The sequence below is a fragment of the Mesorhizobium sp. AR10 genome (genome assembly GCF_024746795.1).
GTDB lineage: Bacteria > Pseudomonadota > Alphaproteobacteria > Rhizobiales > Rhizobiaceae > Mesorhizobium.
The window spans coordinates 1,247,818-1,271,320 of the sequence record NZ_CP080524.1 but is presented as its reverse complement, the minus strand read 5'-3'; the positions used below and the strand labels follow the sequence as shown (position 1 = coordinate 1,271,320).

The 23,503-nt window shown below is 63.8% G+C and carries 25 protein-coding genes; 11 read left to right on the top strand and 14 right to left on the bottom strand.

Annotated features, from left to right (window positions below; genetic code table 11):
- Positions 1 to 29 precede the first annotated feature (29 nt).
- The 4 genes from LHFGNBLO_RS09620 to hemC all read right to left on the bottom strand — a co-directional run bounded on the left by LHFGNBLO_RS09620 (position 30) and on the right by hemC (position 4,866).
- Positions 30 to 1,649: a heme biosynthesis protein HemY gene (locus LHFGNBLO_RS09620; RefSeq protein WP_258606257.1), complete on the bottom strand. Its 1,620-nt coding sequence runs from the start codon at positions 1,647 to 1,649 to the stop codon at positions 30 to 32.
- A 10-nt stretch (positions 1,650 to 1,659) separates the two neighbouring features.
- Complete coding sequence (locus LHFGNBLO_RS09615) at positions 1,660 to 3,138, bottom strand: COG4223 family protein (protein ID WP_258606255.1); 1,479 nt, start codon at positions 3,136 to 3,138, stop codon at positions 1,660 to 1,662.
- A gap of 89 nt (positions 3,139 to 3,227) precedes the next feature.
- Entirely contained in the window at positions 3,228 to 3,938 is a 711-nt protein-coding gene (locus tag LHFGNBLO_RS09610) for a uroporphyrinogen-III synthase (protein ID WP_258606253.1), read from the bottom strand.
- A gap of 1 nt (position 3,939) precedes the next feature.
- On the bottom strand, positions 3,940 to 4,866 hold the full coding sequence (hemC, locus tag LHFGNBLO_RS09605) for a hydroxymethylbilane synthase (RefSeq protein WP_258606251.1): 927 nt from the start codon (positions 4,864 to 4,866) through the stop codon (positions 3,940 to 3,942).
- A gap of 146 nt (positions 4,867 to 5,012) precedes the next feature.
- Between hemC and tsaD the strand changes: the two genes are divergently transcribed.
- The 6 genes from tsaD to LHFGNBLO_RS09575 all read left to right on the top strand — a co-directional run bounded on the left by tsaD (position 5,013) and on the right by LHFGNBLO_RS09575 (position 9,075).
- Positions 5,013 to 6,098 (top strand): tRNA (adenosine(37)-N6)-threonylcarbamoyltransferase complex transferase subunit TsaD, encoded by a 1,086-nt coding sequence (gene tsaD, locus LHFGNBLO_RS09600; protein WP_258609670.1) that lies wholly within the window; start codon positions 5,013 to 5,015, stop codon positions 6,096 to 6,098.
- A gap of 11 nt (positions 6,099 to 6,109) precedes the next feature.
- Positions 6,110 to 7,123, top strand: coding sequence for an NAD(P)H-dependent glycerol-3-phosphate dehydrogenase (locus tag LHFGNBLO_RS09595; RefSeq protein ID WP_258606246.1), 1,014 nt, complete (start codon positions 6,110 to 6,112; stop codon positions 7,121 to 7,123).
- Between the two features lie 26 nt (positions 7,124 to 7,149).
- The gene (locus LHFGNBLO_RS09590; protein ID WP_258606244.1) at positions 7,150 to 7,446 is read left to right on the top strand and encodes a YciI-like protein; all 297 of its coding nucleotides are present in this window, start codon (positions 7,150 to 7,152) and stop codon (positions 7,444 to 7,446) included.
- 30 nt (positions 7,447 to 7,476) lie between these two features.
- A complete protein-coding gene (locus LHFGNBLO_RS09585) occupies positions 7,477 to 7,902 on the top strand; it encodes an EVE domain-containing protein (RefSeq protein ID WP_258606242.1) in 426 nt (141 codons plus the stop codon).
- On the top strand, positions 7,857 to 8,555 hold the full coding sequence (locus LHFGNBLO_RS09580) for a class I SAM-dependent methyltransferase (protein ID WP_258606236.1): 699 nt from the start codon (positions 7,857 to 7,859) through the stop codon (positions 8,553 to 8,555). The genes LHFGNBLO_RS09585 and LHFGNBLO_RS09580 overlap by 46 nt, the downstream gene beginning before the upstream one ends.
- A gap of 100 nt (positions 8,556 to 8,655) precedes the next feature.
- Positions 8,656 to 9,075: a DUF1761 domain-containing protein gene (locus LHFGNBLO_RS09575; RefSeq protein WP_258606234.1), complete on the top strand. Its 420-nt coding sequence runs from the start codon at positions 8,656 to 8,658 to the stop codon at positions 9,073 to 9,075.
- A gap of 16 nt (positions 9,076 to 9,091) precedes the next feature.
- Here the strand turns inward: LHFGNBLO_RS09575 and gcvA are convergent, their stop codons facing one another.
- On the bottom strand, positions 9,092 to 10,012 hold the full coding sequence (gene gcvA, locus LHFGNBLO_RS09570; protein WP_258606233.1) for a transcriptional regulator GcvA: 921 nt from the start codon (positions 10,010 to 10,012) through the stop codon (positions 9,092 to 9,094).
- A 129-nt stretch (positions 10,013 to 10,141) separates the two neighbouring features.
- On the opposite strand from gcvA, the gene LHFGNBLO_RS09565 reads away from it, so the two are divergent.
- Positions 10,142 to 10,384, top strand: coding sequence for a hypothetical protein (locus tag LHFGNBLO_RS09565; RefSeq protein WP_258606230.1), 243 nt, complete (start codon positions 10,142 to 10,144; stop codon positions 10,382 to 10,384).
- 84 nt (positions 10,385 to 10,468) lie between these two features.
- Here the strand turns inward: LHFGNBLO_RS09565 and LHFGNBLO_RS09560 are convergent, their stop codons facing one another.
- Complete coding sequence (locus LHFGNBLO_RS09560) at positions 10,469 to 11,005, bottom strand: L,D-transpeptidase family protein (RefSeq protein ID WP_258609669.1); 537 nt, start codon at positions 11,003 to 11,005, stop codon at positions 10,469 to 10,471.
- A 144-nt stretch (positions 11,006 to 11,149) separates the two neighbouring features.
- Between LHFGNBLO_RS09560 and LHFGNBLO_RS09555 the strand changes: the two genes are divergently transcribed.
- The 3 genes from LHFGNBLO_RS09555 to LHFGNBLO_RS09545 all read left to right on the top strand — a co-directional run bounded on the left by LHFGNBLO_RS09555 (position 11,150) and on the right by LHFGNBLO_RS09545 (position 13,011).
- A complete protein-coding gene (locus LHFGNBLO_RS09555; protein WP_258606228.1) occupies positions 11,150 to 11,833 on the top strand; it encodes a response regulator transcription factor in 684 nt (227 codons plus the stop codon).
- Between the two features lie 183 nt (positions 11,834 to 12,016).
- A complete protein-coding gene (locus LHFGNBLO_RS09550; protein ID WP_258606226.1) occupies positions 12,017 to 12,472 on the top strand; it encodes a cyclic nucleotide-binding domain-containing protein in 456 nt (151 codons plus the stop codon).
- Between the two features lie 44 nt (positions 12,473 to 12,516).
- On the top strand, positions 12,517 to 13,011 hold the full coding sequence (locus tag LHFGNBLO_RS09545; protein ID WP_258606224.1) for a GNAT family N-acetyltransferase: 495 nt from the start codon (positions 12,517 to 12,519) through the stop codon (positions 13,009 to 13,011).
- Positions 13,012 to 13,017: 6 nt separating this feature from the next.
- Here LHFGNBLO_RS09545 and LHFGNBLO_RS09540 read toward each other — a convergent pair whose 3' ends face one another.
- The 7 genes from LHFGNBLO_RS09540 to tesB all read right to left on the bottom strand — a co-directional run bounded on the left by LHFGNBLO_RS09540 (position 13,018) and on the right by tesB (position 21,434).
- Positions 13,018 to 13,824, bottom strand: a complete 807-nt coding sequence (locus tag LHFGNBLO_RS09540; RefSeq protein WP_258606222.1) for an exodeoxyribonuclease III — start codon at positions 13,822 to 13,824, stop codon at positions 13,018 to 13,020.
- Positions 13,825 to 14,113: 289 nt separating this feature from the next.
- Entirely contained in the window at positions 14,114 to 14,797 is a 684-nt protein-coding gene (locus tag LHFGNBLO_RS09535; protein WP_258606218.1) for an outer membrane lipoprotein carrier protein LolA, read from the bottom strand.
- 140 nt (positions 14,798 to 14,937) lie between these two features.
- Positions 14,938 to 17,592 (bottom strand): FtsK/SpoIIIE family DNA translocase, encoded by a 2,655-nt coding sequence (locus LHFGNBLO_RS09530; protein WP_258606216.1) that lies wholly within the window; start codon positions 17,590 to 17,592, stop codon positions 14,938 to 14,940.
- Positions 17,593 to 17,984: 392 nt separating this feature from the next.
- Positions 17,985 to 18,260: a hypothetical protein gene (locus LHFGNBLO_RS09525; RefSeq protein ID WP_258606210.1), complete on the bottom strand. Its 276-nt coding sequence runs from the start codon at positions 18,258 to 18,260 to the stop codon at positions 17,985 to 17,987.
- A 267-nt stretch (positions 18,261 to 18,527) separates the two neighbouring features.
- Positions 18,528 to 19,958, bottom strand: coding sequence for an ammonium transporter (locus tag LHFGNBLO_RS09520; RefSeq protein WP_258606205.1), 1,431 nt, complete (start codon positions 19,956 to 19,958; stop codon positions 18,528 to 18,530).
- Positions 19,959 to 19,989: 31 nt separating this feature from the next.
- Positions 19,990 to 20,328 (bottom strand): P-II family nitrogen regulator, encoded by a 339-nt coding sequence (locus LHFGNBLO_RS09515; protein ID WP_023800571.1) that lies wholly within the window; start codon positions 20,326 to 20,328, stop codon positions 19,990 to 19,992.
- Positions 20,329 to 20,558: 230 nt separating this feature from the next.
- On the bottom strand, positions 20,559 to 21,434 hold the full coding sequence (gene tesB, locus LHFGNBLO_RS09510; RefSeq protein ID WP_258606172.1) for an acyl-CoA thioesterase II: 876 nt from the start codon (positions 21,432 to 21,434) through the stop codon (positions 20,559 to 20,561).
- A gap of 119 nt (positions 21,435 to 21,553) precedes the next feature.
- Between tesB and LHFGNBLO_RS09505 the strand changes: the two genes are divergently transcribed.
- Positions 21,554 to 22,813 (top strand): ubiquinone biosynthesis hydroxylase, encoded by a 1,260-nt coding sequence (locus tag LHFGNBLO_RS09505; RefSeq protein WP_258609668.1) that lies wholly within the window; start codon positions 21,554 to 21,556, stop codon positions 22,811 to 22,813.
- A 162-nt stretch (positions 22,814 to 22,975) separates the two neighbouring features.
- Here the strand turns inward: LHFGNBLO_RS09505 and LHFGNBLO_RS09500 are convergent, their stop codons facing one another.
- Entirely contained in the window at positions 22,976 to 23,503 is a 528-nt protein-coding gene (locus LHFGNBLO_RS09500; RefSeq protein WP_258606166.1) for a hypothetical protein, read from the bottom strand.

The following is a 23,503-nucleotide window of genomic DNA, read 5'->3' as shown; positions in this document are numbered from 1 at the left end:
AACGTATACCCCATCGCCCAAAAGTCAGATCAAAACAAACGGAACCGGCGCGGTGATTTCTCCGCTTCGTCATCAGGGTCGACGCCGGGATCGTCTGGCAGCCGGGTCAACTCCTCCGCCGGCTCGACTGCTTCGGCATCGGCCGGCACCGCGGCAAACGCTGCGGCGGTGACGGGCGTGACATGGCCCTCGCTATCCGGACGTTCCGGTTCAGCTTCATCAGCGGCAGTGGTCTTGCCGGCAGAAACTGTCGGATGATCGATCACCTCGGCCGCTCTTTCCTTTGCCGGCTTGGCTGGCGCCGCGATGGCCGGCACTTCAGCGTCCGGCGTCTCCTCGTGGCTGTCGATGAGCTGGCCGAGCCGCTCCATCGGCGCGCGCCATTCGAACGCGTCGAGCTTGCCGGTGACCGGCGATACCGGTGCCCAGCGCTCGGAGACGACGCCGTCGGCAACCCAGGCCGGATCGCGTGGCGCCCTGACCGCCTTCGACAGCAACTGCCGCACCTTGCCCTGGTCGCCGGTCTCGGCCTCCTCGATGTCGGCCAGAAGCAGATAGGCGCCCTCACGGCGATCCATCCGGATAGCCGCCTCCGCTTCGCGCCGCGCGGTGGCAAAGTCCTGCGCGTCGAGCGCGGCGCGCGCCACCGTCAGCGACGACTCGGCGTGGTTCTTCTTCATCTCCTGCAGCTTCTTCGCCCGGTTCAGGCGATCAACCACCGCATCGCCCGGCCGGGCATGGGTGTAGAGTTCCGCGATCTCCGGATGCGGCTCGGCCTTCCAGGCCGCCTCGAGGATTTTTGAACCCTTGCGCACGTCGTTCTGCCGAAACAGCGCGGTTGCCGCCACGACCGCAGCCGGGGCGAAATCCGGCCGCAGCCGGTTGGCCTCTATCGCCGCGGTTCTCGCGGCGTTGGGATCGCTGTCGAGCAGCGCCTGCGCCTTGGCGGTGAGCAGCACGGCGCGGCGCCGGTTGGCGGCGTCGCGCTCGATCTGCCGCGTCGACTTTTGCGCCTCGACCAGCCTCAGCGCGCCGTCCCAGTCGCCGTGTCCGGTCAGATCTTCCAGCGTCGATTCGGCGGCCCAGGCCAGTTGCGGCGCCATCACCGCGGCGCGGCCGGCATAATGTCGCGCCGCGTTGCGGTCGCCGAGGCGTTCGGCTTCGAGATAAAGCCCGCGCAGACCGAGCAGCCGCATTTCCGGATCGTCGAGCATGGTCTCGAACTTTTCGCGCGCGCCCTCATGGTCGCCTTCGAGCAGCGAGGCCTGCGCCTCGAGCAACTGGATCAGCGGCTCCTGGTCGGAGCGGATCAGCTTGGCCGCTTCCTTGGTCTTCTTGCGGGCCAGCGCGCCATCGCCGGCGCCGGCCGCGATCATGCCGGTCGACAATGCCTGATAGCCACGGTCGCGGCGGCGCACGCGGAAATAGCGCGAGATGGTATAGGGGCTGTTCCACAGCGACTTGATCAGCCACCAGACGATCATCACCGCGGCGACGACGGCCACGACAGCAACCGCCGCCACCATCAGACTGACCTGGTACTGATAGCCGTTGAAAGTGACCACCATCTCGCCCGGCCGGTCGGCCAGCCAGGCGAAGCCGAGGCCGAGTGCGAAGACGACGACGAGGAAGATGAGAATTCGGATCATCGTGTCTTCCTCATGCCTTCATCGCGCCTGATATCAGCGCATCGACCTGCGTTTCGACCTCCATGCGCGCCTTCAGTTTGCCGGCAAAATCGGCGCCGGCGGCCTTCACCGCTTCCGGCAGCGTCGCGTATTCGCTGAGCGCCTTGGCATAGTCGCCCTGGCTGACCGCCACCTCCATGCGCGCGACGGTTTCCGGCGCGCCAGCGCCTTCGACGGCGCCGATCGGCCTGACCTTGACCAGCGATTCGGCGCTCGACAGCAGATTTTGCAGGAAGCCGGCATTCTCGTCGACAGGTGCAGAGGCAGCGACCATGGCAGTGGCCGCAGCCTCGGCTTGCGATCCGATCTCGGTGCGGGTCGGAACGCCCTTTTCGGCGTAGGGCCGCAGTGTCGCTATCTCGGGCGCATCCGGCGAAATCGCCGCAAAGGTTTCGAGTTCCGCTGAAAACGGCGCGCCGCGGTCGAGCGCCGCCTTCAGTGCCGAAGCGGCAATGGCGAGCGCGATCTTCGGCTGCGAAGCCTGCGCGTCGACCTTGCCGGAAAGCTGCGACACCGATTGTTCCAGCGCCGTAAGCCGTCCCTCCTGCGCGGTCGCCGCCTCGCCGGCGGATTTCACCAGTGCGTCGAGCCCGGCCAGTTTTTCGTTGAGCGGACCGAGATCGACCGGGGCCGTGCTACCGGCCTGTCCGAGTGCCGCCACCGCCGTCTCGATCTGCTTGATCTTGTCACCAAGTGCCGCAAGCCCGGCAGTGTCGCCGGCGCCGCCCTGCTCGACCGCCGATTTCAGTGCCGCAACATCCGTCTTGACCTGATCCAGCGCCGCCGACAGCCCATCCACCTTGGCTGATGCATCGGTGTTGCCGCCGGCTTCCTTCAAGCCCGCGATCTCGGTCTTCAGCGAGGCGATTTCGCCATTGACGCTGTCGAGCGACACGCCGCTCGCACCGGAGCCCGGCGCGCCGAGCAGGCCGGCAAACTGCAGCCCGCCCGCGCCAATCAGTGCGATGACGCCGCCGATGATGCCGGCGGCGATGCCGTTGATGCCGCCAAGCTTCGGCTGCACTGCCATGGGTTCGTCCCTTGTTTCAGCTTTTCGTGGTGCGTCTTTGGTCCCGCCCGCCTTGGGCGATGCGTCTTCGAAACTGTAGTCGGAGGTCTTGGCGCGGTTCGGCAGCGCGTCCGAGCTGGCCGGATAGGGGGATTCCGGTTCTGAAGGGCCTTTGGGCTCGGCATCTGCCTGCTCTTCGATCTCGGCAGTCGGAGCGGCGTCGGCATGCTCCCATGGCTCGAGATCGGTCTGGTCGGCATGCACCGGCTCTTCCGGCGCCTCTGGTTGCGACAGGTCCGCCGCATCCTCTGCCTTCGCACCCTCGGCCGGCGCCTTGGCGGCATCCTCGTCGACGATGCGCGACACGGCCCCGGGGGCGAGCTCGATGGTCACCGGCTCGCGGCGGCTTTTCGAATGTCGCATCTTCGGCGTCTTGACCATGCTTGGGCTCCGCAAAATTCGCTTCTGGATGGTTCAAATGGGTCTAGCACATCACCAAGCGGTGAAAAGGGGCGGCGTGATGACACGGGTCAGTGCCCGGCTCGCAAAAGCTCAAGCAACGCCTCCTCATGCGGTTCCGTCGCAATGCGGATTTTTTCACCGGCGACATTGTCCAAGGTTGCGGCGATGCGCTCGGACAGGGCGAAAACCTGCGTCTTTTCAAAAAGATGATGCAGCGCCGGCCGCGCGGTCAAGGCTTGTATCGCTGCTGCCGCCTTGGCCGAATAGAGCAGCACGGCCTCGACCGGCTGGCCGGACAGCCGCGCCAGGATTTCATCATCGGAATACCCCAGCGCAATGGTGTCGTAGGTCTCGACGGCACGGACCTGGATCCCTGCAGTCTGCAACCGCGCCTCGAATGCCGGAAACCGCACCCGCCCGCATAGGTAGATGACCGACTTGCCCGTATAGCCGCCGGCAATCGCATCGGCCAGCGCTACGGCGTCACCTGGCCCCTCGCTGACGGACAAGAATCCCGACGCGCGGGCCGCTTCCGCCGTCCTTTTGCCGACGGCATGGCAAGGCAAACCGGCGAGCGCCGCGATGATTTCTTTCGGCACATGGCGCAAGGCGTTGGCGCTGGTGACCGCAACGGCAACGGCATCATTCGCGATCGCGCCGACCGGTAAGCCCTCCGTTTCGGTCAACGGCAGCAGGATCGGCTGAAAACCCATGTTCTCAAGCTGCCGCGCCGTGCGCGAGGCGCCCGGTTCCGGCCTCGTCACCAGGACGCGGACCATGTCAGGCCCAGCCGTCGAAGAATGTTTCGCCGGCCTTGGCCCGCACCGTCCTGGCAGCGTCCGTACCGATGCGGGCGGCCTCCAGCGCCGGGCCTTGCGCCTTCACCTCATGCGACACCGTGCCGTCCAGCGAGATGATCAGCCCGGCAAACGAGACCATGTCGTTCGCGATCGTCGCATGGCCGGCAATTGGCGTGCGGCAGGAGCCGTCGAGTGCCGTCAGAAAGGCGCGTTCGCACGCAAGAGCATGGCCCGTCGGCGCATCATGGATGGCCACAAGCATCTTTTCCACACCGCCATCGCCGATGCGGCTTTCGATGCAGATCGCCCCTTGCCCCGGCGCCGGGGGAAAGCTGTCGAGTGGCATCAGGTCGGTGACGACATGTTCGAGCCCGAGCCGCTTGAGCCCGGCATAGGCGAGGATGGTACCGTCGGCGACGCCCTCGTCCAGCTTGCGCAGCCGCGTCTGCACATTGCCGCGGAACATCACCACATCGAGGTCCGGCCGCATGCGCCGGATCAGCGCCTGGCGCCTGAGCGACGACGAGCCGACCTTCGCGCCTTGCGGCAGGTCGGCTATCGCTTTCGCCACCTTGCCGATAAAGGCATCGCGCGCGTCCTCGCGCGGCAGGAAGGCGGACAGCTCCAGCCCGTCCGGCAATCTTGTCGGCATGTCCTTCGACGAGTGCACGGCGATGTCGATCCTGCCGGCGAGCAGCGCCTCTTCGATTTCCTTGGTGAACAGCCCCTTGCCGCCGGCTTCCGATAACGGCCGGTCCTGAATGCGGTCGCCGCTGGTCGAAATGACCACCACTTCGAACGCCTGGCTCGGCATGCCGTGCGCCGCCATCAGCCGCGCCTGCGTTTCATGCGCCTGCGCCAGGGCCAGCGGGCTGCCGCGAGTTCCGATTTTCAAGGTTGTTTGCATGGCGCGCGGTCCGTGATAACCCCCGGCAGATTGAGGTCTGTTGAGATTCAGGTCAGGCCGGCATCACCTGAATATCGACAGACCTTCGGGCTTCCTCCTAACGGGGAATGCCCGGCTACACAATCTATTGGGATAGCGACGAATTGATCCGCGTTCTGGGCATTGAGACGAGTTGCGACGAGACGGCCGCCAGCGTGGTCACGCTGGACGGCGATGCTGCGCCAAAAATCCTGTCCAACATCGTGCTCAGCCAGATCGAGGAGCATGCCGCTTTCGGCGGCGTCGTGCCGGAGATTGCCGCGCGCGCCCATGTCGAGGCGCTGGACGGTATCGTCGAGGCAGCCCTTGCCGATTCGGGCGTCGAGCTTGCCGACATCGATGCAATTGCCGCGACCGCAGGTCCAGGCCTTGTCGGCGGGCTGATCGTCGGCCTGATGACGGCCAAAGCCATTGCCGCCGCTGCCAATAAGCCGCTGATCGCCATCAACCACCTTGAAGGCCACGCGCTGACTGCAAGGCTGACCGACGGGCTCGACTTTCCCTATCTCTTGCTGCTTGTTTCCGGCGGCCACACGCAGATCGTCGCGGTGCGCGGCGTTGGTGACTACCAGCGCTGGGCAACGACCATCGACGATGCGCTGGGCGAAGCCTTCGACAAGACGGCCAAGATGCTCGGCCTGCCCTATCCCGGCGGACCGAATGTCGAAAAGGCGGCTGCGTCAGGCGATGCGACACGCTTTGCCTTCCCGCGCCCGATGAAGGGCTCGGCGCAGCCCGACTTTTCCTTCTCCGGCCTCAAGACCGCTGTGCGCCAGGCAGCGACGGCGATTGCACCATTGAGCAACCAGGACGTCGCCGACATCTGCGCCTCATTCCAGGCAGCGGTGGCGGATGCGCTTGGCGATCGTGTGTCGCGGGCGCTGACGCGTTTTCGCGATGCGTTTCCCGGCACGGAAAATCCAGCGCTTGTCGTTGCCGGTGGCGTCGCCGCCAACCGCACGATCAAGATGACACTGGAAACCCTGTGCGATCAGGCCGGCTTCGCATTCATCGCGCCGCCGCTCAAACTTTGCACCGACAATGCGGCGATGATCGCCTGGGCCGGCATCGAGCGGTTGCGGGCGGGCCTTGCAGAAGAGAACGGCTTCGATTTCGTGCCGCGCTCGCGCTGGCCGCTGGACAGCATCTCGGCCCCGATGGTCGGCTCGGGCCGGCGGGGAGCCAAAGCATGACCGAGGGCGGCATGACCGATAGCATCAACAGCAGAGCCGTGAGCGGCTGGCGGGTTGCCGTGCTCGGCGGCGGCGCCTGGGGCACGGCGCTGGCGCTGGCCATGCTGCGCGCCGGCCATTCGGTCCGGCTGTTCGCGCGCGATCACGACACGGTGGCGGCGATCGGTCGCGGCGAGAACCCACGCTATCTGCCCGGCATCGCCATCGAACCCGGCATCGAAGCGACGAGCGACATCGAGGCCGCACTCGATGGCGCCGATTGCGTGCTGGCGGTGGCGCCGGCGCAGTCGCTGCGCGCCATGCTGTCGGCCGCGAAAACCCATATGCCAAAAAGCATCCCGCTGGTTCTCTGCGCCAAGGGCATCGAGCGCGACACCGGGGCGTTGCTGTCGGCGATCGTCGCAGAGATTCTGCCGCAGAACCCGGTCGCTGCCCTGTCAGGCCCGAGCTTTGCCACCGACGTCGCCAGGGGCCTGCCCACGGCAGTGGTGGTCGCCGCCCGTGACGAGGTCCTTGCGGCGGACCTCGCGGCCCGCTTTTCGGCTGAGAATCTGCGCTGTTATTCGAGCGACGACCTTATCGGCGTCGAGATCGGCGGCGCGCTGAAGAACGTCTTTGCCATCGCCGCCGGCGCGGTCACCGGCGCCGGGCTCGGCGCCAGCGCCCAGGCCGCCATGGTGACGCGCGGCTTCGTCGAATTGCGCCGCATTGGCGCAGCCTTCGGCGCCAAGCCGGAGACGCTGATGGGGCTTTCCGGCCTCGGCGATCTGCTGCTGACTTGCTCGTCCGCCCAGTCGCGCAATTTCGCTTACGGGCTGGCGCTGGGGCAAGGCAAGCCGCTGGCCGGACTGCCGCTGGCCGAAGGAGTGCCAACGGCAGCGATTGCCGCCCGCATCGCCACCGAGCGCGACATCGACGCGCCGATCATTACGGCCGTCGCCGCCATACTGGACGGCACCGTCACCATACGACAGGCTGTGTCGGCATTGATGACAAGGCCGCTGAAGACCGAAACCGACGTCTGATTATCGAACAAGCCGGAGCTGGAAAAATGCTGTTTGCGTTGATTTGCAAGGACAAGCCGGGAAGCCTGCAGGTGCGCCTCGATGCGCGGCCCGACCATCTCGCCTTTCTCGAAGGCTTGAACGGTGACAAGAAACTCGCCTTTGCCGGTCCGTTTCTCGACGCCGACGGCAAGCCCAACGGCAGCCTCGTCGTGGTCGAGGCGCCGGACATGGCCGGCGCACAAGCCCTGTCGGCAGTTGATCCCTATGCCAAGGCCGGGCTGTTCGACAGCGTCGAAATCCGCCAGTGGAACTGGACCTTCAACAAGCCTGCCGCTAGTTAATCGCTGGCAAGCCGCAAGGAGGAGCAAAGAATGAACTACTGGCTGTTCAAATCCGAACCCTCGGTCTTCTCCTTCGAGGCGCTGAAAGCGAAGGGCAAGGCCGGCACGCAATGGGACGGCGTGCGCAACTATGCGGCACGCAACAACATGAAGGCGATGCAGATCGGCGATCTCGGCTTCTTCTACCATTCCAACGAAGGGCTGAACGTGGTCGGCATCGCCGAGGTCTGCGCGCTGGCCCATCAGGATACCAGCACGGACGACGCGCGTTGGGAATGTGTAGACATCCGCGCCTTCAAGGACGTGCCGAATCCGCCGACGCTGGAACAGGTCAAGGCCAATCCCAAGCTTGCCGAAATGGCATTGGTCCGGCTCGGACGGTTATCCGTGCAGCCGGTGACGCCGGCCGAATGGAAGGAAGTCTGCCGCATGGGCGGCCTGACCCCCGCTCCGTGACGGCGCTGACGCCGCACAGCGCGAAGAATTTCATCCTCGACAACACGGCGCTGATGGCGCCGCCGCATGTGCCGGAGATCGTCCTGCATCTGGCCGACGAGGCACATGATCTGTGGCAGCGGACGGAGGACGAACTGGTCGAAATCGGCCTGCCGCCGCCCTTCTGGGCCTTTGCCTGGGCCGGTGGCCAGGGTCTGGCCCGCTATGTCCTGGACAATCCGTCGACAGTGCGCGGAAAACGCGTGCTCGACTTCGCCTCCGGTTCCGGACTGGTCGCCGTAGCCGCGGCGAAAGCTGGTGCTGCAGAGGTGATCGCCGCCGATATCGACCCGTTCTGCGAGACGGCGATCCGCCTCAACGCCGAGGCCAATGGCGTCGGCATCAAATTCCTCGGCACCGACTTTATCGGAACCGATGCGGGCTGGGACGTGATTCTTGCCGGCGACGTCTTCTACGACAAATCCTTCGCCGACGGTCTGATGCCATGGTTTTCGACGCTGAAGGCACGCGGCGCCGACATCCTCGTCGGCGATCCCGGCCGCTCCTATATGCCGAAGGCAGGGCTGGAGCCGCTCGCCGTCTACGAAGTGGCAGTCACGCGAGCGCTTGAGGATGCTTTGGTCAAGCGCACGACCGTCTGGCGCTTCGCTTGACGGCATCGCCGAACAGGCGTTCCATCCCGCACTGATTCAAGGGATATGCATGTCAAAACCGCTGCACACTTTGGGCGACATGCATCGGGAGGGGGAATTCATGGATTTTTCAGCAGTCAATTGGCTGGCGGTGATCGTCGCCGCCGTGGTGGCGTGGTTGTTCGGCGCGGCTTGGTACATGGGCTTGAGCAAGCCTTGGCTGAAGGCGGCCAGGCTTGATCCTGCGACGATGAGCAAATCGCCGCTGCCCTTCGTCATCAGCTTCATCGCCGAACTGATCATGGCGTCGGTCATGGCTCTGGTCATCGGCGCGATGACCGGTGGCGAACCGAGCCTCGTTGCCGGGCTTGTCTTCGGTTTCGTGCTTTGGCTGGGGTTCGTCGCCACGACGCTTTCCGTCAACCATCGCTACGAAAATTTCGGCTGGGATCTGACCCTCATCGACGGCGGCCACTGGCTTGGCGTGCTGCTCCTCATCGGCGCGGTGATCGGCTGGTTCGGAGCAGCGGCGACAGCCTGACTGCCTGCCGCGATCGTCAGGTCTGCGTCCTGGCGACTTCCTCGAGAATCCATTCGCGAAAGGCGATGATGCGCGGATCGTCGGCAGTACTCTCGGGATAGACCAGGAAATAGGCGAACTCGGGCGCCACCCGCAGGCCGAGTTCAAGAGGCTGCACCAGCCTGCCCTGGGAAAGGTCGTTTGCCACCATGGCGAAATCGGCGAGCGCGACGGCATTGCCGTCGAGCGCAGCCTGGACGGCATCGGTGGAGTTTCCGAACACGATGGTCCGGCTGTCGTCGAAATCGTTGACGCCGGCCGCCGCCATCCACATCCGCCAGTTCGGCCATGTCACGCCCTGTCGCGACCATTCGATATGGGCAAGCGTGTGATTGAAAAGATCGCGCGGCTCGCGCAGCGGCGGACCGGAGGTCAAGAGGCTCGGGCTGCACACCGGAATGAGGATGTTATCGAACAAGCGGTGGGCGCGAAGGCCCGGGTATTTGCCGGCGCCGAACCGGATGCCGACATCGACGTCGTCGAGTTCGAAATCCCGCACTTCGTAGGCGATGTCGAACCTGAGCTCTATATTGGGCTGGCGCTTGCGAAAATCGTCGACGCGCCGCATCAGCCATTTTGACGCGAACTGCGCGTCGAGCGTTACCTTCAAAAGGGCCGTGCCGCGCGTCAGCTTGCGCGCCCGCGAGACGGCCCGGCCAAGCAGGTCGAGCGCATCGATCGAGGCCTCGAACAGCACCGTCCCCGCTGCGGTCAGCCGGATGGTGCGGCTGGTGCGCGTGAAAAGCACGATCCCCAGTTGATCCTCTATTTCCTTGATCTGATGGCTGACCGCAGCCGGCGTCAGGCCGAGCTCATCGGCGGCGCGGGTGAAATTGAGATGCCGGGCCGCTGCTTCCAGCGTCCGCAGCGCTCGGGTTCCAGGCAGCAAGCGAGCCATGCCATCCTCAAATAAAACTTGACGATCCAGAGAAAACTACTCGTTTCCTGTTTAGATTTCAATCCGGCATGATGCATCCATCGAAACACCATCAAGCCAGATTTGATATCTGGAGGAACGGAACCCGTCATGTCCACCATCGTTTTTAAGTCGCCAGCCACCCGCCCGACCTGGATGCTCGCGTTGCTTGACTGGCTTCGCCACGCGAGAGTTGCGGTCAACCTCCCACAACACCAGAATGTCGAGGATCTGTCGGATCGCCAGTTGCGCGACATCGGCGCCAGGCGCAAGGACATCACGCGCGCGATGGACAGGGAACTCGGCCGATTGGGCCTTCTCGATATCGGCTGGCAGAAGCCGCGCCGGAAATAGGGGAGTAAGGGAATAGGGCAGTAAGGCAGTAGGGAGAATCAAGGCAGCGCCGACACACACCTCTTGCCCTACTGCCATACTGCCCTAACGAACCACCCTCACCACTGTCCGATCCGACAGCAGCGGCAGCAGCCGCGCCATTGTCCGAGCAGTCACGCCAACGCAGCCTTGGGTTGGCGTGAAGCCGGGCCGCGCGAGGTGAAAGAAAATCGCGCTGCCCCGACCGCGCCGGCGCGGTGATATATTCCAGTCGAGCACAAGGCAGGCGTCGTAGAGACGATCGTCGCGTCGCATCCGCTCGTGGCTGGCGCCATAGGGGATGGTGACCGGCCGGTTGTAGTTGCGGTCGTCAGGCACCTCGCACCAGCCGAGATCGGGGCCGATCGGCGTCATCGCCAGCCGGGTTTTGCGGCCGGCGGAAAAATGATCTCCCCGGAAATATCCTGACAGGATCCGCATCGCGCCAAGCGGCGTCGCGCCATCGCCTTCGCGCTTGTCGGCCGAGATGCCGCCCCTTCCCAACGCACACGCAAACACCAGGCTGCCGGCCTGCAAGAACCCCTGGGCGGGATTGCCGGGCCTGGCGCGCACGGTGAGCACGCGCAGCCCTTTTGGCAAAATTGCGCCGGCTGCATTGCGCGGCCGTTTTTTCTTGTATGATCGTGTCACGGAACAAATCACTGTGATCGGCTGTTGTGCCGGTCAGCTTCCGCATAAACGGGGGGCGGTCAACTGAATATTCTTTTCAAAACAACGGATTGATCCATGACATCACGCACCATTCTGATCGTTGACGACGATGACGACCTGCGCGGCACCCTCGTCGAACAACTGGCTCTGTATGAGGAATTCGACGTTCTGCAGGAAGCAACCGCCGCCAAAGGCGTCGCCACAGCCCGCGGCGGCCTGATCGACCTGCTCATCATGGATGTCGGGCTGCCCGACATGGACGGCCGCGAGGCGGTGAAAATATTGCGCAAGGGTGGCTACAAGGCGCCGATCATCATGTTGACCGGCCACGACACCGATTCCGACACGATTCTCGGCCTCGAAGCCGGCGCCAACGACTACGTCACCAAGCCGTTCCGCTTCGCCGTGCTGCTCGCCCGCATCCGTGCACAACTGCGCCAGCACGAGCAGAGCGAAGACGCCACTTTCTCGGTCGGCCCTTATACGTTTAAGCCCAGCCAGAAGCTTCTGATCGACCAGCGCGGCGCAAAAGTGCGGCTGACCGAGAAAGAGGCCTCGATCATTAAATATCTCTACCGCGCCGACCAGAAGGTGGTGACGCGCGACGTTCTGCTCGAAGAAGTCTGGGGCTACAATTCCGGCGTTACCACGCACACGCTGGAAACCCATGTCTACCGGCTGCGCCAGAAGATCGAGCGCGATCCTTCCAATGCGGAAATTCTTGTGACAGAAAGCGGCGGCTACAAGCTGGTTCCTTAAACATTTCATTATCCAATAAGCGGTCAGGGCGGGGCCGTTTTCGGGTACGATCCGGTTGGAGGTGTTCTGGATCGACCCGCTGCCGATGCGCAGATTCAAATGTTAGAGCGTCCTTTACGCGTCCAAGGGGACGCGGCGCTCTAAGGGAGGGATTGGACTGACCGTTCGGGGACACAGCTAGAGATGGCGCTGGATGACGACATCCGCATCCTGTCCGCCGTGAAGCTCTTCGAGGGCTTCACGCAGGAACAGTTGCGCCTGCTCGCCTTCGGCGCCGAAACCACCCTGCTGCTAGCAGACCATAAGCTGTACCGCGAGGACGACCAGGCCGATTCGGCCTATATCGTGGTCAGCGGGCGCATCGTGCTCTATCGCGAGCAGAACGGCGAGCGCATCCCGATAGGCAGTGCCAGCCCCGGCACCATATTGAGCGAACTGGCATTGATCGCCGACACCAACCGGCTGACCAGCGCGTCGGCCGAGATCGATTCGGAAGTGCTGCGGCTCAGCCGCAAGATGTTCCGCCGCATCCTCGAGGAATATCCCGACATCGCGGTGCACCTGCATCAGCGCATCCTGGAGGATTTTCAGGCATTGATCCGCCGCATCGAGGAACTGGCGCCGCGCTTCGCCGGCTAGAGCATCATCCCGAAATAATCATGCTCGAACAAAGGGAGGCGCAGTTGGATTTCCGACTCGTTCGCGCCACCGAGGAAGACCTGCCTTTCATCATGGCGACCGAGCGGCTGGAAGGCTATGACGCGCTGGTTGGGCGCTGGGACGAGGCGCGTCACCGCAACGCTTTCGTCGACGACAGCCATGTATATTTCATCGGCTTCGACGGGCTGGCGCCGATCGGCTTCGTGCTGTTGCGCCACTGGTCTTCGCCCGAGCGCGTGACGCTGGTCAGGCGGGTCGCGGTCGCCGTCCCGGGGCAAGGCCACGGCAGAATGCTGCTGGCAGCCGTCGTCGACCGGGTGTTCGAAGACACCACCGCTCATCGTCTCGTCATCGGCCTTTTCCCGGACAATCATCGCGCGAGACGCGCCTACCAGGCTGTCGGCTTCACGGCGGAGGGCATTTCGAGAGGCAGCGCCTATTTCCAGGGCGAGCACCGCGACGAACTGGTGATGTCGCAGCTGCGGCCCGTGTGGGAAGAGCGCCGATCCGGGGCGTAAACTTACTTAATCCAGGTCGAAGCGAGCGATGACCGGCACATGGTCCGACGGCCGTTCCCAGCCGCGCGCCAGACGCAGGATTTCGTAGCCGGCAAAGCGCGGCACCAGATTTGGCGACGACCAGACATGGTCGAGCCGCCGGCCGCGATCGGACAGCTGCCAATCCTGTGCCCGGTAGCTCCACCAAGTGTAGAGCTTCTGCTCTTGCGCCACGTTGAGCCGCATCAAGTCGACCCAGTCGCCGGCGAGCCGCATGGCTTCGAAGTTTTCGGTCTCGACAGGCGTATGGCTGACCACATTGAGCAGCTGCTTGTGCGACCAGACGTCGTGCTCGAGCGGCGCTATGTTCAGATCGCCGACAAGGACCGAACCTGACACTTCGCTATGCTCGGCGCGGATGGCGTTCATCTCGGCGACGAAATCCAGCTTGTGCTTGAACTTGCGGTTGATGACGGGATCGGGTTCGTCACCGCCGGCTGGAACGTAGAAATTGTGAAGCAGGATCGTCTTGCCGCCGGCCTGAACGGTGACCGACAGATGCCGGCTGTCCTCGATTTCGCAGAAGCGCCGCTTCTCGACGACCTCGATCGGCCGGCGCGCCACCGTCGCCACGCCGTGATAGCCTTTCTGGCCATGGAAGGCGATGTGCTCGTAGCCGAGCTTTCGGAAGGCCTTCTCGGGAAACAGCTCGTCGGGAACTTTCGTTTCCTGCAGGCACAGCACATCCGGCGCCTGTTCCAAAAGCAGGCGCTCGACGATCGGCATGCGCAGGCGGACGGAATTGATGTTCCAGGTGGCGATGGAAAAGGGCATGCGCAGGATCCGGGCCGCGCATGAAACACCAAAGTCGAAGCCCTTGGTCAGGGATCATGCGCCTGTGAGAAAGACAGGCCGGAACCTGCCAGCCACACGCCCGAAAAACAAGCCGGGCCGCGCTCGAAGATCAGCTTAGGCTGGACTAAGGTTCGCTGAGATTCAGTTCAGGCCAAGCCGAGAATGGTGGATTCCGAGAACCGGAACGGAGCGCACTTTTCGTACGTGAGCACCGGAAGCGCAGGAAGCCGCCATTCGCAGGCCGGCATCACCTGAATATCGGCGGACCTTAGCGCGACTTGGTATTGAGCTCGCGGTTCGCCGTATAGTCGATGGCAAAGGTGTCGGGAGCGAAGCTCACGCCCTCCTTGACGTTGAAGATCATCACCGTCGTGTCCTTGCCCTGCGCATCGGTGATGGTCCACTGGCGCAGTTCGTAGGATTTCGGATCGAACATCATGGTGATCTTCGAATTGCCGAACACCGATTTGTCGGCAAGCTGGATGGTGGTGAGGTCGTTCTCTTCCTTGACGCTTTTGACGCGGTTGCCGGAGAGGTCGATCTTGTTGTCGAGCAACAGCTTCAGCGGCGTCTTCGACAGCGGATAGAGGTCGGACGTTTTCAACCTCTTGTTGAGGATGACCACCGACTTGCCGTCGGAAATCACTCGGAAATTCGACGATCCATCATAGTTGAAGCGGATCTTGCCCGGCCGTTCCAGAAAGAACTTGCCACCGGTCTGCTCGCCCTTGGGGCCGAACTGGACAAACTCGCCGCTCATCGATTTGACCGAGGAAAAATGGTCGGCGATCTTCTGCGCCGTCGGCGGCACCGCGGCTTGCGCCGACGCCAGCAGCTGGAACCCGGGAACAACGTTGACGGCCGCAGCGCCGGCAAGGACCAGACCGAGGCCGAGCAGCTGGCGGCGGGTCGGGGCAAAATCGCTGATCGGGGTGAAAGAAGCGTTTTTCATGCCGGTCACTCTCATTTGGTTGTCGTCGCAGTCCTTGGGCCCCCAGTTGGGCTTAAATTTGGCGGGCTGGACAGCGCTCAGTCGCTTGAACGCGCCAAAAGGTTCAAAGTTGCCACCCCGGCTGAATCTGCCGCGCTGGATCAGAACTTGTCGTCTTCCGTCGGCACCAGAATCTCGCGTTTTCCGGCATGGTTGGCCGGGCCGACAATGCCCTCCTTCTCCATCTTCTCGATGATCGAGGCGGCGCGGTTGTAGCCGATGCCGAGCCGGCGCTGGATGTAGCTGGTCGAGGCCTTGCCGTCGCGCAGCACCACCGACACCGCCTGATCGTAGGGATCGTCGGAATCCTCGAAATTGCTGTTGCCGCCACCGCCGGACCCGCCTTTGCCCGAAGGCTCGTCGTCGTCCTCGCCGTCATCCTCGGTGATGGCGTCGAGATATTCCGGCACGCCCTGCAGCTTCAGGTGCGCGACGATCCTCTCGACCTCATCGTCGGAGACGAAGGGGCCGTGCACGCGCTGGATGCGGCCACCGCCCGCCATGTAAAGCATGTCGCCCATGCCGAGCAGCTGCTCGGCGCCCTGCTCGCCCAGGATGGTTCGGCTGTCGATCTTCGACGTCACCTGGAAGGAGATGCGGGTCGGGAAGTTGGCCTTGATCGTGCCGGTGATGACGTCGACCGACGGACGCTGCGTCGCCATGATGACATGGATGCCGGCGGCACGCGCCATCTGCGCCAGGCGCTGCACCGCGCCTTCGATGTCCTTGCCGGCGACCATCATCAGGTCGGCCATCTCATCGATGATGACGACGATGTAGGGCATCGGTTCGAGATCGAGGTTCTCCGTCTCGTAGATCGCCTCGCCGGTCTGGCGGTCGAAGCCGGTCTGCACCGTGCGCGAAATCCTTTCGCCCTTTTTCTCGGCCTGTTGTACCCGGGCGTTGAAACCGTCGATGTTGCGCACGCCGACCTTCGACATCTTGCGGTAGCGGTCCTCCATCTCGCGCACGGTCCATTTCAGCGCCACCACCGCTTTCTTCGGATCGGTGACCACCGGCGTCAGCAGATGCGGGATGCCGTCATAGACCGAGAGTTCCAGCATTTTCGGATCGATCATGATCAGCCGGCAGTCCTGCGGTGTCAGCCGGTAAAGCAGTGACAGGATCATGGTGTTGATGGCGACCGACTTGCCGGAACCGGTGGTGCCGGCCACCAGCACGTGCGGCATCTTGGCGATGTCGACGATGACGGCCTCGCCATTGATGCTCTTGCCGAGCGCCAGCGCCAGCTTGGACTTGGTGGTTTCGAAATCGCGGCTGGCCAGGATCTCCCTGAGATAGACGGTCTCGCGCTTGGCATTCGGCAGCTCGATGCCGATGGCGTTGCGGCCGGGCACAACGGCGACGCGGCAGGCAATCGCGCTCATCGAGCGGGCGATGTCGTCGGCCAGGCCGATGACCCGCGACGACTTGATGCCGGGCGCCGGCTCGAGCTCGTAAAGCGTGACCACCGGGCCGGGTCGGACATGGATGATCTCGCCCTTGACGCCGAAATCCTCCAGCACGCCCTCGAGCAGGCGCGCATTCTGCTCCAGCGCGTCCTTGGACAGGCTGGCATCGCGCACGACGTTCTTCGGCTCGGACAGGAAGTGCAGCGAGGGCATTTCAAAGTTTTCGGAGCCGATCAGTGAGGTCTGCGCCTCGCGCTGGACACGGGCGCCGGGCGCCGGGCGAGGCGCGGGTGCGGCGACGCGGGTGGCGGCATCGGAGCGGAATGGCTGCACCTGCGGTGCGGCGCGGCGCTGGCCGGGTTCGGGTGCAAAATCCATGTCCTCGTCATCTTCGTCGAAGACATCGGCATCGTCGGGGTCGATCGAGGCGCTGCGGTCGTTGACCATGGCGGCGAAGAATTCCGGCTCGACGCGGGCGCGGCCGTCGGCGCTCATCCGCGCTTCGGCGAACTCGGCCGATTCGACCCGTTCGGCGGCGCGCCGCCAGCCGCCGGCGCGTGGCTCCATCTCCGGTTCGTATTCGTCCCGCTCCTCGCGGCGACGTGCGGCGCGGCGGCGCAGATAGGCGCGCAACGACAGCCACCAGTGGGTGATGGCGCCAAGCGCCAATATGCCCTCATCGCCCTCGTCCTCGTCATTGTCGAAGAGCAGGTCGTCCTGCTCCCGGGGATCGGGCGCGGCAGGCTGCTCGAGGACGGCAAAACCGTTCTTGCGGGCAAGCAGCGCCGAACCGTAGGCAAACAGCCACAGCGCCGGTGCGAGGAGCAGCACGGCGATCACGCTGGCGATGATGCCGGTCGGATAGCCGCCGACAAAAAGACCAGGGATCTTGAGCACCATGTCGCCGAACACGCCGCCAAGGCCGGTCGGCAGCGGCCACGTCTTGGGTGGCACCACGCAGCCGGCGATCGCCGCAGCAGTGATGGCAAAACCGAACCAGGCAAGCCCGCGCTTCGGCAGCCTGTCGACGCCGCGTGCGGAAAACAGCAGGAAGCCCCAGATCACCGCTGGCACCAGGGCGGCGACGGCGGCAAGGCCGAAGAACTGCATGGCAAGGTCGGAAAAGACTGCTCCGGCATAGCCCATGGCATTGGTGACGGTGTTGTCGGTGGCGTGCGAAAAACTCGGATCGGCGACATTCCAGGTGGCGAGGCTGGCGACACCGAAGGCGACCGTCGCAAACAGGCCGGCGCCGACCAACCGGCCGACCTGCCGCCGCGCGAACGCCTGGATCCCGTGCCCCGTATCGGTCAGCGCGAGCGGTGCTGAAGCCCCTGAACGCATACCTCGTTCCCCGTCTGTCATGGACTGGCCGGGCGCATGACGCACTCCGGCAGATTCGGATGTCAGACTATCGGTTGGAAGGTTAAGGCCGCATTAACTATAAGAGGTTGAGAGCGCCAAAGCGCATTACCGACGGTTGAGTGGAGGCCGGTACAAACTTCCCAGGCAAAACAAGAAGGCCTCGCGGGCCGGAGCCAGCGAGGCCTTGTACAGGCAAAAGTGGGATTTCGCCCGCAGATGGATCCGGGGGTTGGATCAAGACGGATCGTAGCAGCGAGCCTGGCCAGCGTAGAATCACGATCGCTTGAGGCGTTCGTGAGCCGGCGACCCCTTTGAGACAAGCGCAGATGACGGGCACGCTGGCCCGCCATCATTTTGGTTGGAAGCGCGCGCTAGTTGGCGCCGCCGAGCGCCTGCAGGTTGGCGCAGAATTCGGCGTGGGGCTTGCTCATGGCCGCGTCCTGGCACTCCTTCATCATGGAGTCCTGCTTGTCCTTTGCCATTGAATCCCAGGCCGCCTTGAATTCGGTCTTCGGCTTCATGGTTTTCATGCCGGAATCGGTGAAGAACGGCGCCATATTGTCCGGTGAATCGAGAGCGCCGGCAAATGCCGTGCCGCTGACCATGGCAAGAGCAAGCGCTCCGAGGCAGATCGTCTTGATGTTCATGACAAAGTTTCCTTCCCTGTTGTTGTGCGAACATCCAAACGACGTTTCGCCACCCCAGTTCGGAACCGGCACGGTCGATGTTTCAGGCCGGCGGCCGATGAAGTGCCCTCATCAAGCGATTGTGATCGAGGCGGTGCTACCCGCCGGCATGGCTCCGCACAAAAAAGAGGCCCGGAGCGGATCCGGGCCTCAATGCGTGAGCACCTTTCGGGAGCGTCACGACGGGATGGGAGAATGCGGGGCGGCCGAGGCCGCCCCGGACAGGGCTTACGAGTGATAGGCCGCTTCGCCATGCGAGGTGAGGTCGAGGCCTTCGCGTTCTGCGTCGGCGGTCGGACGCAGGCCGATGATCATGTCGACGATCTTGTAGAGGATCGCGCTGCCGATGCCCGACCACAGCAGGGTCACCAGGACGCCCTTGGCCTGCGAAAGGAGCTGGGTGGCCGTGCCGGCATAGCCGGCTGCGAAGTCGGCCGTCGAATAGTCGACGATGCCGGCGCCGCCGAGGGCGGGATTGACCAGGATGCCTGTGCCGAGCGCGCCGATGATGCCGCCGACACAGTGGACGCCGAAGACATCGAGGCTGTCATCGTAGTCGAACGTGTTCTTCACCACCGAGACGAAGAAGTAGCAGCCGAAGGTGGCGACGATGCCGAGCACGATGGCGCCCATCGGGCCGGCAAAGCCGGCAGCAGGCGTGACGGCGACGAGGCCGGTCACAGCGCCCGAAACAGCACCAAGCATTGAGGCTTTGCCGCGCAGCAGCGATTCAAGCACGATCCAGGTCACCGCCGCCGCCGCCGTGGCGACGAAGGTATTGATCATGGCCAGCACCGCATAGGCGTTCGCTTCGAGGTTCGAACCGGCGTTGAAGCCGAACCAGCCGACCCACAGCAGTGAAGCGCCGACCATGGTCAACGTCATCGAGTGCGGCGCCATGAGGTCCTTCTTGTAGCCGATGCGCTTGCCGATCATGAGCGCGCCGACGAGACCGGCAATGCCCGCATTGATGTGAACGACAGTGCCGCCGGCGAAATCGATGGCGCCGAAGCTGAAGATGAGGCCGGTCGGATCGGAGTAAGCGCTCGGGCCGCCCCAGAACCAGACCATATGCGCGATCGGGAAGTAGATGAAGGTGACCCAGAGGATGACGAAAAGGATCAAGGCGGAGAATTTGACGCGTTCGGCGAAAGCGCCGACGATCAGGGCGGGCGTAATGCAGGCGAAGGTCATCTGGAAGACGACGAACACCAGTTCAGGAATGGCGACGCCCTTGGTGAAGGTTTCCGACAGCGTCGTCACATCGACGCCAGAGAGAAACATTTTGGAAAGGCCGCCGACGAAGGCGTTGCCCGGGGTGAAGGCGAGGCTGTAGCCGTAGAAAACCCAGATGATCATGACCACGCTGGTGATGGTGAAGACCTGCATCAGCACCGACAGCATGTTCTTGGTGCGAACCAGGCCGCCGTAGAAAAGCGCAAGGCCGGGAACGGTCATCAACAACACCAGCACGGTGGAAACCATCATCCAGGTGGTGTCGCCCTTGTCGACGGTGAAAGCCGGCGCTGCTGACGCTGCCGCGGCAACGGCGGGAGCCGCTTCCTGCGCGAATGCGGCGACCGTGCCCAATGCTCCGAGCGCGAACGAGCCCAGCAGCGCGGAGCGCGCCACTGACTTCAAGGTGGAAGGTATGTTCATTGAACTCTCCATTGGAATACGTGTTCGCCGCTCAAAGCGCGTCGGTGTCTGTTTCGCCGGTGCGAATGCGCACGGCCTGGTCGATGCCGAAAACAAAGATCTTGCCGTCGCCGATCTGGCCGGTCTTGGCCGCCGCCGTGATGGCTTCGACGGCTTTGTCGACCATGTCGAGGCCGACCGCGACTTCGATCTTGATCTTCGGCAGGAAGCTGACCGCGTATTCCGCCCCGCGATAGATTTCCGTGTGTCCCTTTTGACGCCCGTAGCCTTTGACTTCGGTGACGGTCAGGCCCTGGATGCCGACTGCGGTGAGCGCCTCGCGCACCTCGTCGAGCTTGAACGGCTTGATGATAGCCATCACGATTTTCATAAGGTTTCACCCTTTGCTGTTGCGGGTCCCCCGCGTTTGCACGACTTCGCCGATCCCAATAGAGCCGGAGAGTGCCCGCTAGGATTCAAGCTCCGTGCCAGTTGCCGAAGCAGGGTGTTAACCTGTTGTAAACAAAGAGATCGAGAGAGGTTACGTGGCCATTCGCCAGCTAAGCGTGCACAGTCGCCCCAAGGCTTGTGATTAAAAAATAAGCAATTTTTCAAAAATGCCTATTCGGCAGGCGAACGCTTCAGCCTGATGAGGCCTTCCTGGGCAACCGAGGCGATCAACGTGCCGTCGCGAGCAAACAGCGAACCGCGGGTGAAGCCCCGCGAGCCTTGCGTCGACGGGCTGTCTTGCGTGTAGAGCATCCAGTCGTCGAGCGGATGGCTGCGATGGAACCACATGGCGTGGTCGAGGCTCGCCGCCTGGATGTCGCGATCGAAAATGGCGCGGCCATGCGCAAAGGTCGACGTGTCGAGCAGTGTCATGTCAGAGAGGTAGGCGAGCACCGCCGCCTGCGTGGCGCGATCGGCCGGCACCGGGCCGGTGGTGCGGATCCAGATGTTCTGCTTCGGCTCCAGCTTTTCCCGGCTTGTGTAATGCTTCAGCATCACCGGCTTCATCTCGATCGGCCGGTCACGCTCCCAGTAACGCTTGATGCCGTCGGGCACGGCCTCGCCGAACTTGCCCAGCAATTCGCGCTGCGACAAAAGACTGTCGGGCGCCGGCACGTCCTGCGGCATTGGCACCTGATGTTCGAGGCCGATCTCGTCCTGCTGGAACGAGGCTTCCAGCGAAAAGATTGCCTGGCCGTGCTGGATCGCCACCACGCGGCGTGTGGTGAAGGAGCCGCCGTCGCGGATGCGGTCGACCTCGTAGATGATCGGCACCTTGGTGTCGCCGGGGCGCATGAAATAGCCATGCAGCGAATGCACATGGCGCTCGGGCTCGACGGTTCGCTGCGCTGCGACCAGCGCCTGGGCGATGGTCTGGCCGCCGAAGACACGCTGCCAGTCGAGCTTGGGGCTGCGACCACGATACAGATTGTGTTCCAGCTGCTCGAGGTCGAGAATGCCGAGAAGCTCGCCCATGGCCGTCGTCATGCTTCGCATCCTCGCCGCGGAAATGTTATGGCGGTTTCCGACAGGAATGGCGGGCAGTCAAGGCCGCAATCCATGGGGACAAGTCTCCCGGGCGTCCGGTCACCGAAGGAGCTGGCATGATGGAACGCAAGGCGGATGCAAAAACACGGGTTTCGCTCGACGTCCTGGTCGCCGGCGCCGGCTATGTCGGCCTCGCCGCCGCCGTATCGCTGAAACAGGCACGGCCAAGTCTGGCCGTCGCTGTTGTCGACGCCGCGCCCGCTGGTGCCTGGCAAAGGGATGGCCGCGCTTCGGCCATCGCCGCTGCCGCCTGCCGCATGCTCGACCAGCTCGGCGTCTGGAACGAGATCGCCCCGCAATCGCAAGCAATCACCGAGATGATCGTCACCGATTCGCGCACCTCCGATCCGGTGCGGCCGGTGTTCCTCACCTTTGACGGCGAGGTCGCGCCCGGCGAGCCGTTTGCGCATATGGTCGCCAACAAGGATTTGAATGGCGCCTTGCGGCGGCGCGCGCAGAAGCTCGGGATCGATATCATCGAAGGCGTCGCCGTCAGCGCCTTCGACAGCAACGGCGCCGGCATCACCGTGCATCTGGCCGACGGCGCGACGCTGAAGGCGCGGCTGTTGGTCGCCGCCGACGGCGTCAACTCGAAACTGCGCGACATGGCCGGCATCAAGACGGTGAAATGGGAATATGGTCAGTCCGGCATCGTCTGCACCGTGGCGCATGAGCGTCCGCACAACGGCCGCGCCGAAGAGCATTTTCTCCCCGCCGGCCCCTTCGCCACACTGCCGTTAAAGCCGGCCGAGGACGGAACCAATCGCTCGTCGCTCGTCTGGGTCGAGCGCTCGGAGGATGCCGAGAAACTGGTCGCCGGCGACGACCTCGTCTTCGAGCACGAGCTCGAACTGCGCTTTGGTCTGAAGCTTGGCGAGATCCGCGTCACCGACAAGCCGCGCGCCTGGCCGCTCGGCCTGACCATCGCCCGTGCCTTCGTCGCGCCGCGCATTGCGCTTGCCGGCGACGCCGCCCACGGCATCCACCCGATCGCCGGCCAGGGCCTCAATCTCGGCTTCAAGGATGTCGCCGCCCTTGCCGAAGTGGTGGTCGAGGCCGACCGCCTTGGCCAGGATATCGGCGCGCTCGACGTGCTTGAGCGCTACCAGCAGTGGCGGCGCTTCGACACGGTGCAGATGGGCATTACCACCGATGTCCTGAACCGGCTGTTTTCCAACGACATCGGCCCGCTGCGCGCTGTCCGCGACATCGGCCTCGGTCTGGTCGAGCGCATGCCTAGGCTGAAGGAGTTTTTCATTCGCCAGGCGTCGGGGCTTTCGGGCGACACGCCAAAACTGTTGAAAGGCGAGGCGATCTAACCCGCCTCACTGACATGCCAGGGCGTGTTGAGATTCAAGTCAGGCCGAGCCGAGAATGGTGAGTTCCGAGAACCGGAACGGAGCGTACTTTTGGGTACGTGAGTACCGGAAGCGCAGGAAGTCTCCGTTCGCAGGCCGGCATCACCTGAATATCAACACACCCTAGTTGACTTCGAAGCCGAGCTTCTGCCGCAGCCGCAGCATGCGCTGGTCGGCTATATCGAGGCTTTTCTCGCCGCCTTGGGCCGCGCGGTTCACCATCTGCAGCAAATCGTTTCGCTCGGCGACATCCAGACGGTCGCGCAGGAACGGCGCCAACTTGTCGATGACGATGGTGGCGTCGTCGATCTGTGCCGCCGCCCATTTGCCATAGATCACCGCCTCGTCGGTCTTCTTCTTGTCGGCAATCTCCGAGATCACCGACCGGATGACGGCTTCGCGCTTCGGCAGGACCGGACCGTCCTCGGACACCATGGCGGTGATCAGCGTCGCAGCGGCCACCACCGGATCGTCGATCGCCGTCAGCGGCGATAGCGCCGCCTGTTTGCGCAGTTTCTTGCGACGGATGTTGCCTTGCACACGCCCGACGACGTCGGCAACATCGCGCGCCGCTTCGTTCATGGCCTTCATCCGATACCACCAGAACGCCGCCGCTCCCAGGACGCCAAGGATAGCAACAAGGAAAGGCAT

What these genes read in the sequence shown, in the direction of transcription:
- LHFGNBLO_RS09620 (WP_258606257.1), bottom strand. Translation starts at nt 1,649, where the DNA reads ATGATCCGAATTCTCATCTTCCTCGTCGTCGTCTTCGCACTCGGCCTC.
- LHFGNBLO_RS09615 (WP_258606255.1), bottom strand. Translation starts at nt 3,138, where the DNA reads ATGGTCAAGACGCCGAAGATGCGACATTCGAAAAGCCGCCGCGAGCCG.
- LHFGNBLO_RS09610 (WP_258606253.1), bottom strand. Translation starts at nt 3,938, where the DNA reads ATGGTCCGCGTCCTGGTGACGAGGCCGGAACCGGGCGCCTCGCGCACG.
- hemC (WP_258606251.1), bottom strand. Translation starts at nt 4,866, where the DNA reads ATGCAAACAACCTTGAAAATCGGAACTCGCGGCAGCCCGCTGGCCCTG.
- LHFGNBLO_RS09595 (WP_258606246.1), top strand. Translation starts at nt 6,110, where the DNA reads ATGACCGATAGCATCAACAGCAGAGCCGTGAGCGGCTGGCGGGTTGCC.
- LHFGNBLO_RS09590 (WP_258606244.1), top strand. Translation starts at nt 7,150, where the DNA reads ATGCTGTTTGCGTTGATTTGCAAGGACAAGCCGGGAAGCCTGCAGGTG.
- LHFGNBLO_RS09585 (WP_258606242.1), top strand. Translation starts at nt 7,477, where the DNA reads ATGAACTACTGGCTGTTCAAATCCGAACCCTCGGTCTTCTCCTTCGAG.
- LHFGNBLO_RS09580 (WP_258606236.1), top strand. Translation starts at nt 7,857, where the DNA reads ATGGAAGGAAGTCTGCCGCATGGGCGGCCTGACCCCCGCTCCGTGACG.
- LHFGNBLO_RS09575 (WP_258606234.1), top strand. Translation starts at nt 8,656, where the DNA reads ATGGATTTTTCAGCAGTCAATTGGCTGGCGGTGATCGTCGCCGCCGTG.
- gcvA (WP_258606233.1), bottom strand. Translation starts at nt 10,012, where the DNA reads ATGGCTCGCTTGCTGCCTGGAACCCGAGCGCTGCGGACGCTGGAAGCA.
- LHFGNBLO_RS09565 (WP_258606230.1), top strand. Translation starts at nt 10,142, where the DNA reads ATGTCCACCATCGTTTTTAAGTCGCCAGCCACCCGCCCGACCTGGATG.
- LHFGNBLO_RS09555 (WP_258606228.1), top strand. Translation starts at nt 11,150, where the DNA reads ATGACATCACGCACCATTCTGATCGTTGACGACGATGACGACCTGCGC.
- LHFGNBLO_RS09550 (WP_258606226.1), top strand. Translation starts at nt 12,017, where the DNA reads ATGGCGCTGGATGACGACATCCGCATCCTGTCCGCCGTGAAGCTCTTC.
- LHFGNBLO_RS09540 (WP_258606222.1), bottom strand. Translation starts at nt 13,824, where the DNA reads ATGCCCTTTTCCATCGCCACCTGGAACATCAATTCCGTCCGCCTGCGC.
- LHFGNBLO_RS09535 (WP_258606218.1), bottom strand. Translation starts at nt 14,797, where the DNA reads ATGAAAAACGCTTCTTTCACCCCGATCAGCGATTTTGCCCCGACCCGC.
- LHFGNBLO_RS09530 (WP_258606216.1), bottom strand. Translation starts at nt 17,592, where the DNA reads ATGCGTTCAGGGGCTTCAGCACCGCTCGCGCTGACCGATACGGGGCAC.
- LHFGNBLO_RS09525 (WP_258606210.1), bottom strand. Translation starts at nt 18,260, where the DNA reads ATGAACATCAAGACGATCTGCCTCGGAGCGCTTGCTCTTGCCATGGTC.
- LHFGNBLO_RS09520 (WP_258606205.1), bottom strand. Translation starts at nt 19,958, where the DNA reads ATGAACATACCTTCCACCTTGAAGTCAGTGGCGCGCTCCGCGCTGCTG.
- LHFGNBLO_RS09515 (WP_023800571.1), bottom strand. Translation starts at nt 20,328, where the DNA reads ATGAAAATCGTGATGGCTATCATCAAGCCGTTCAAGCTCGACGAGGTG.
- tesB (WP_258606172.1), bottom strand. Translation starts at nt 21,434, where the DNA reads ATGACGACGGCCATGGGCGAGCTTCTCGGCATTCTCGACCTCGAGCAG.
- LHFGNBLO_RS09505 (WP_258609668.1), top strand. Translation starts at nt 21,554, where the DNA reads ATGGAACGCAAGGCGGATGCAAAAACACGGGTTTCGCTCGACGTCCTG.
- LHFGNBLO_RS09500 (WP_258606166.1), bottom strand. Translation starts at nt 23,503, where the DNA reads ATGCCTTTCCTTGTTGCTATCCTTGGCGTCCTGGGAGCGGCGGCGTTC.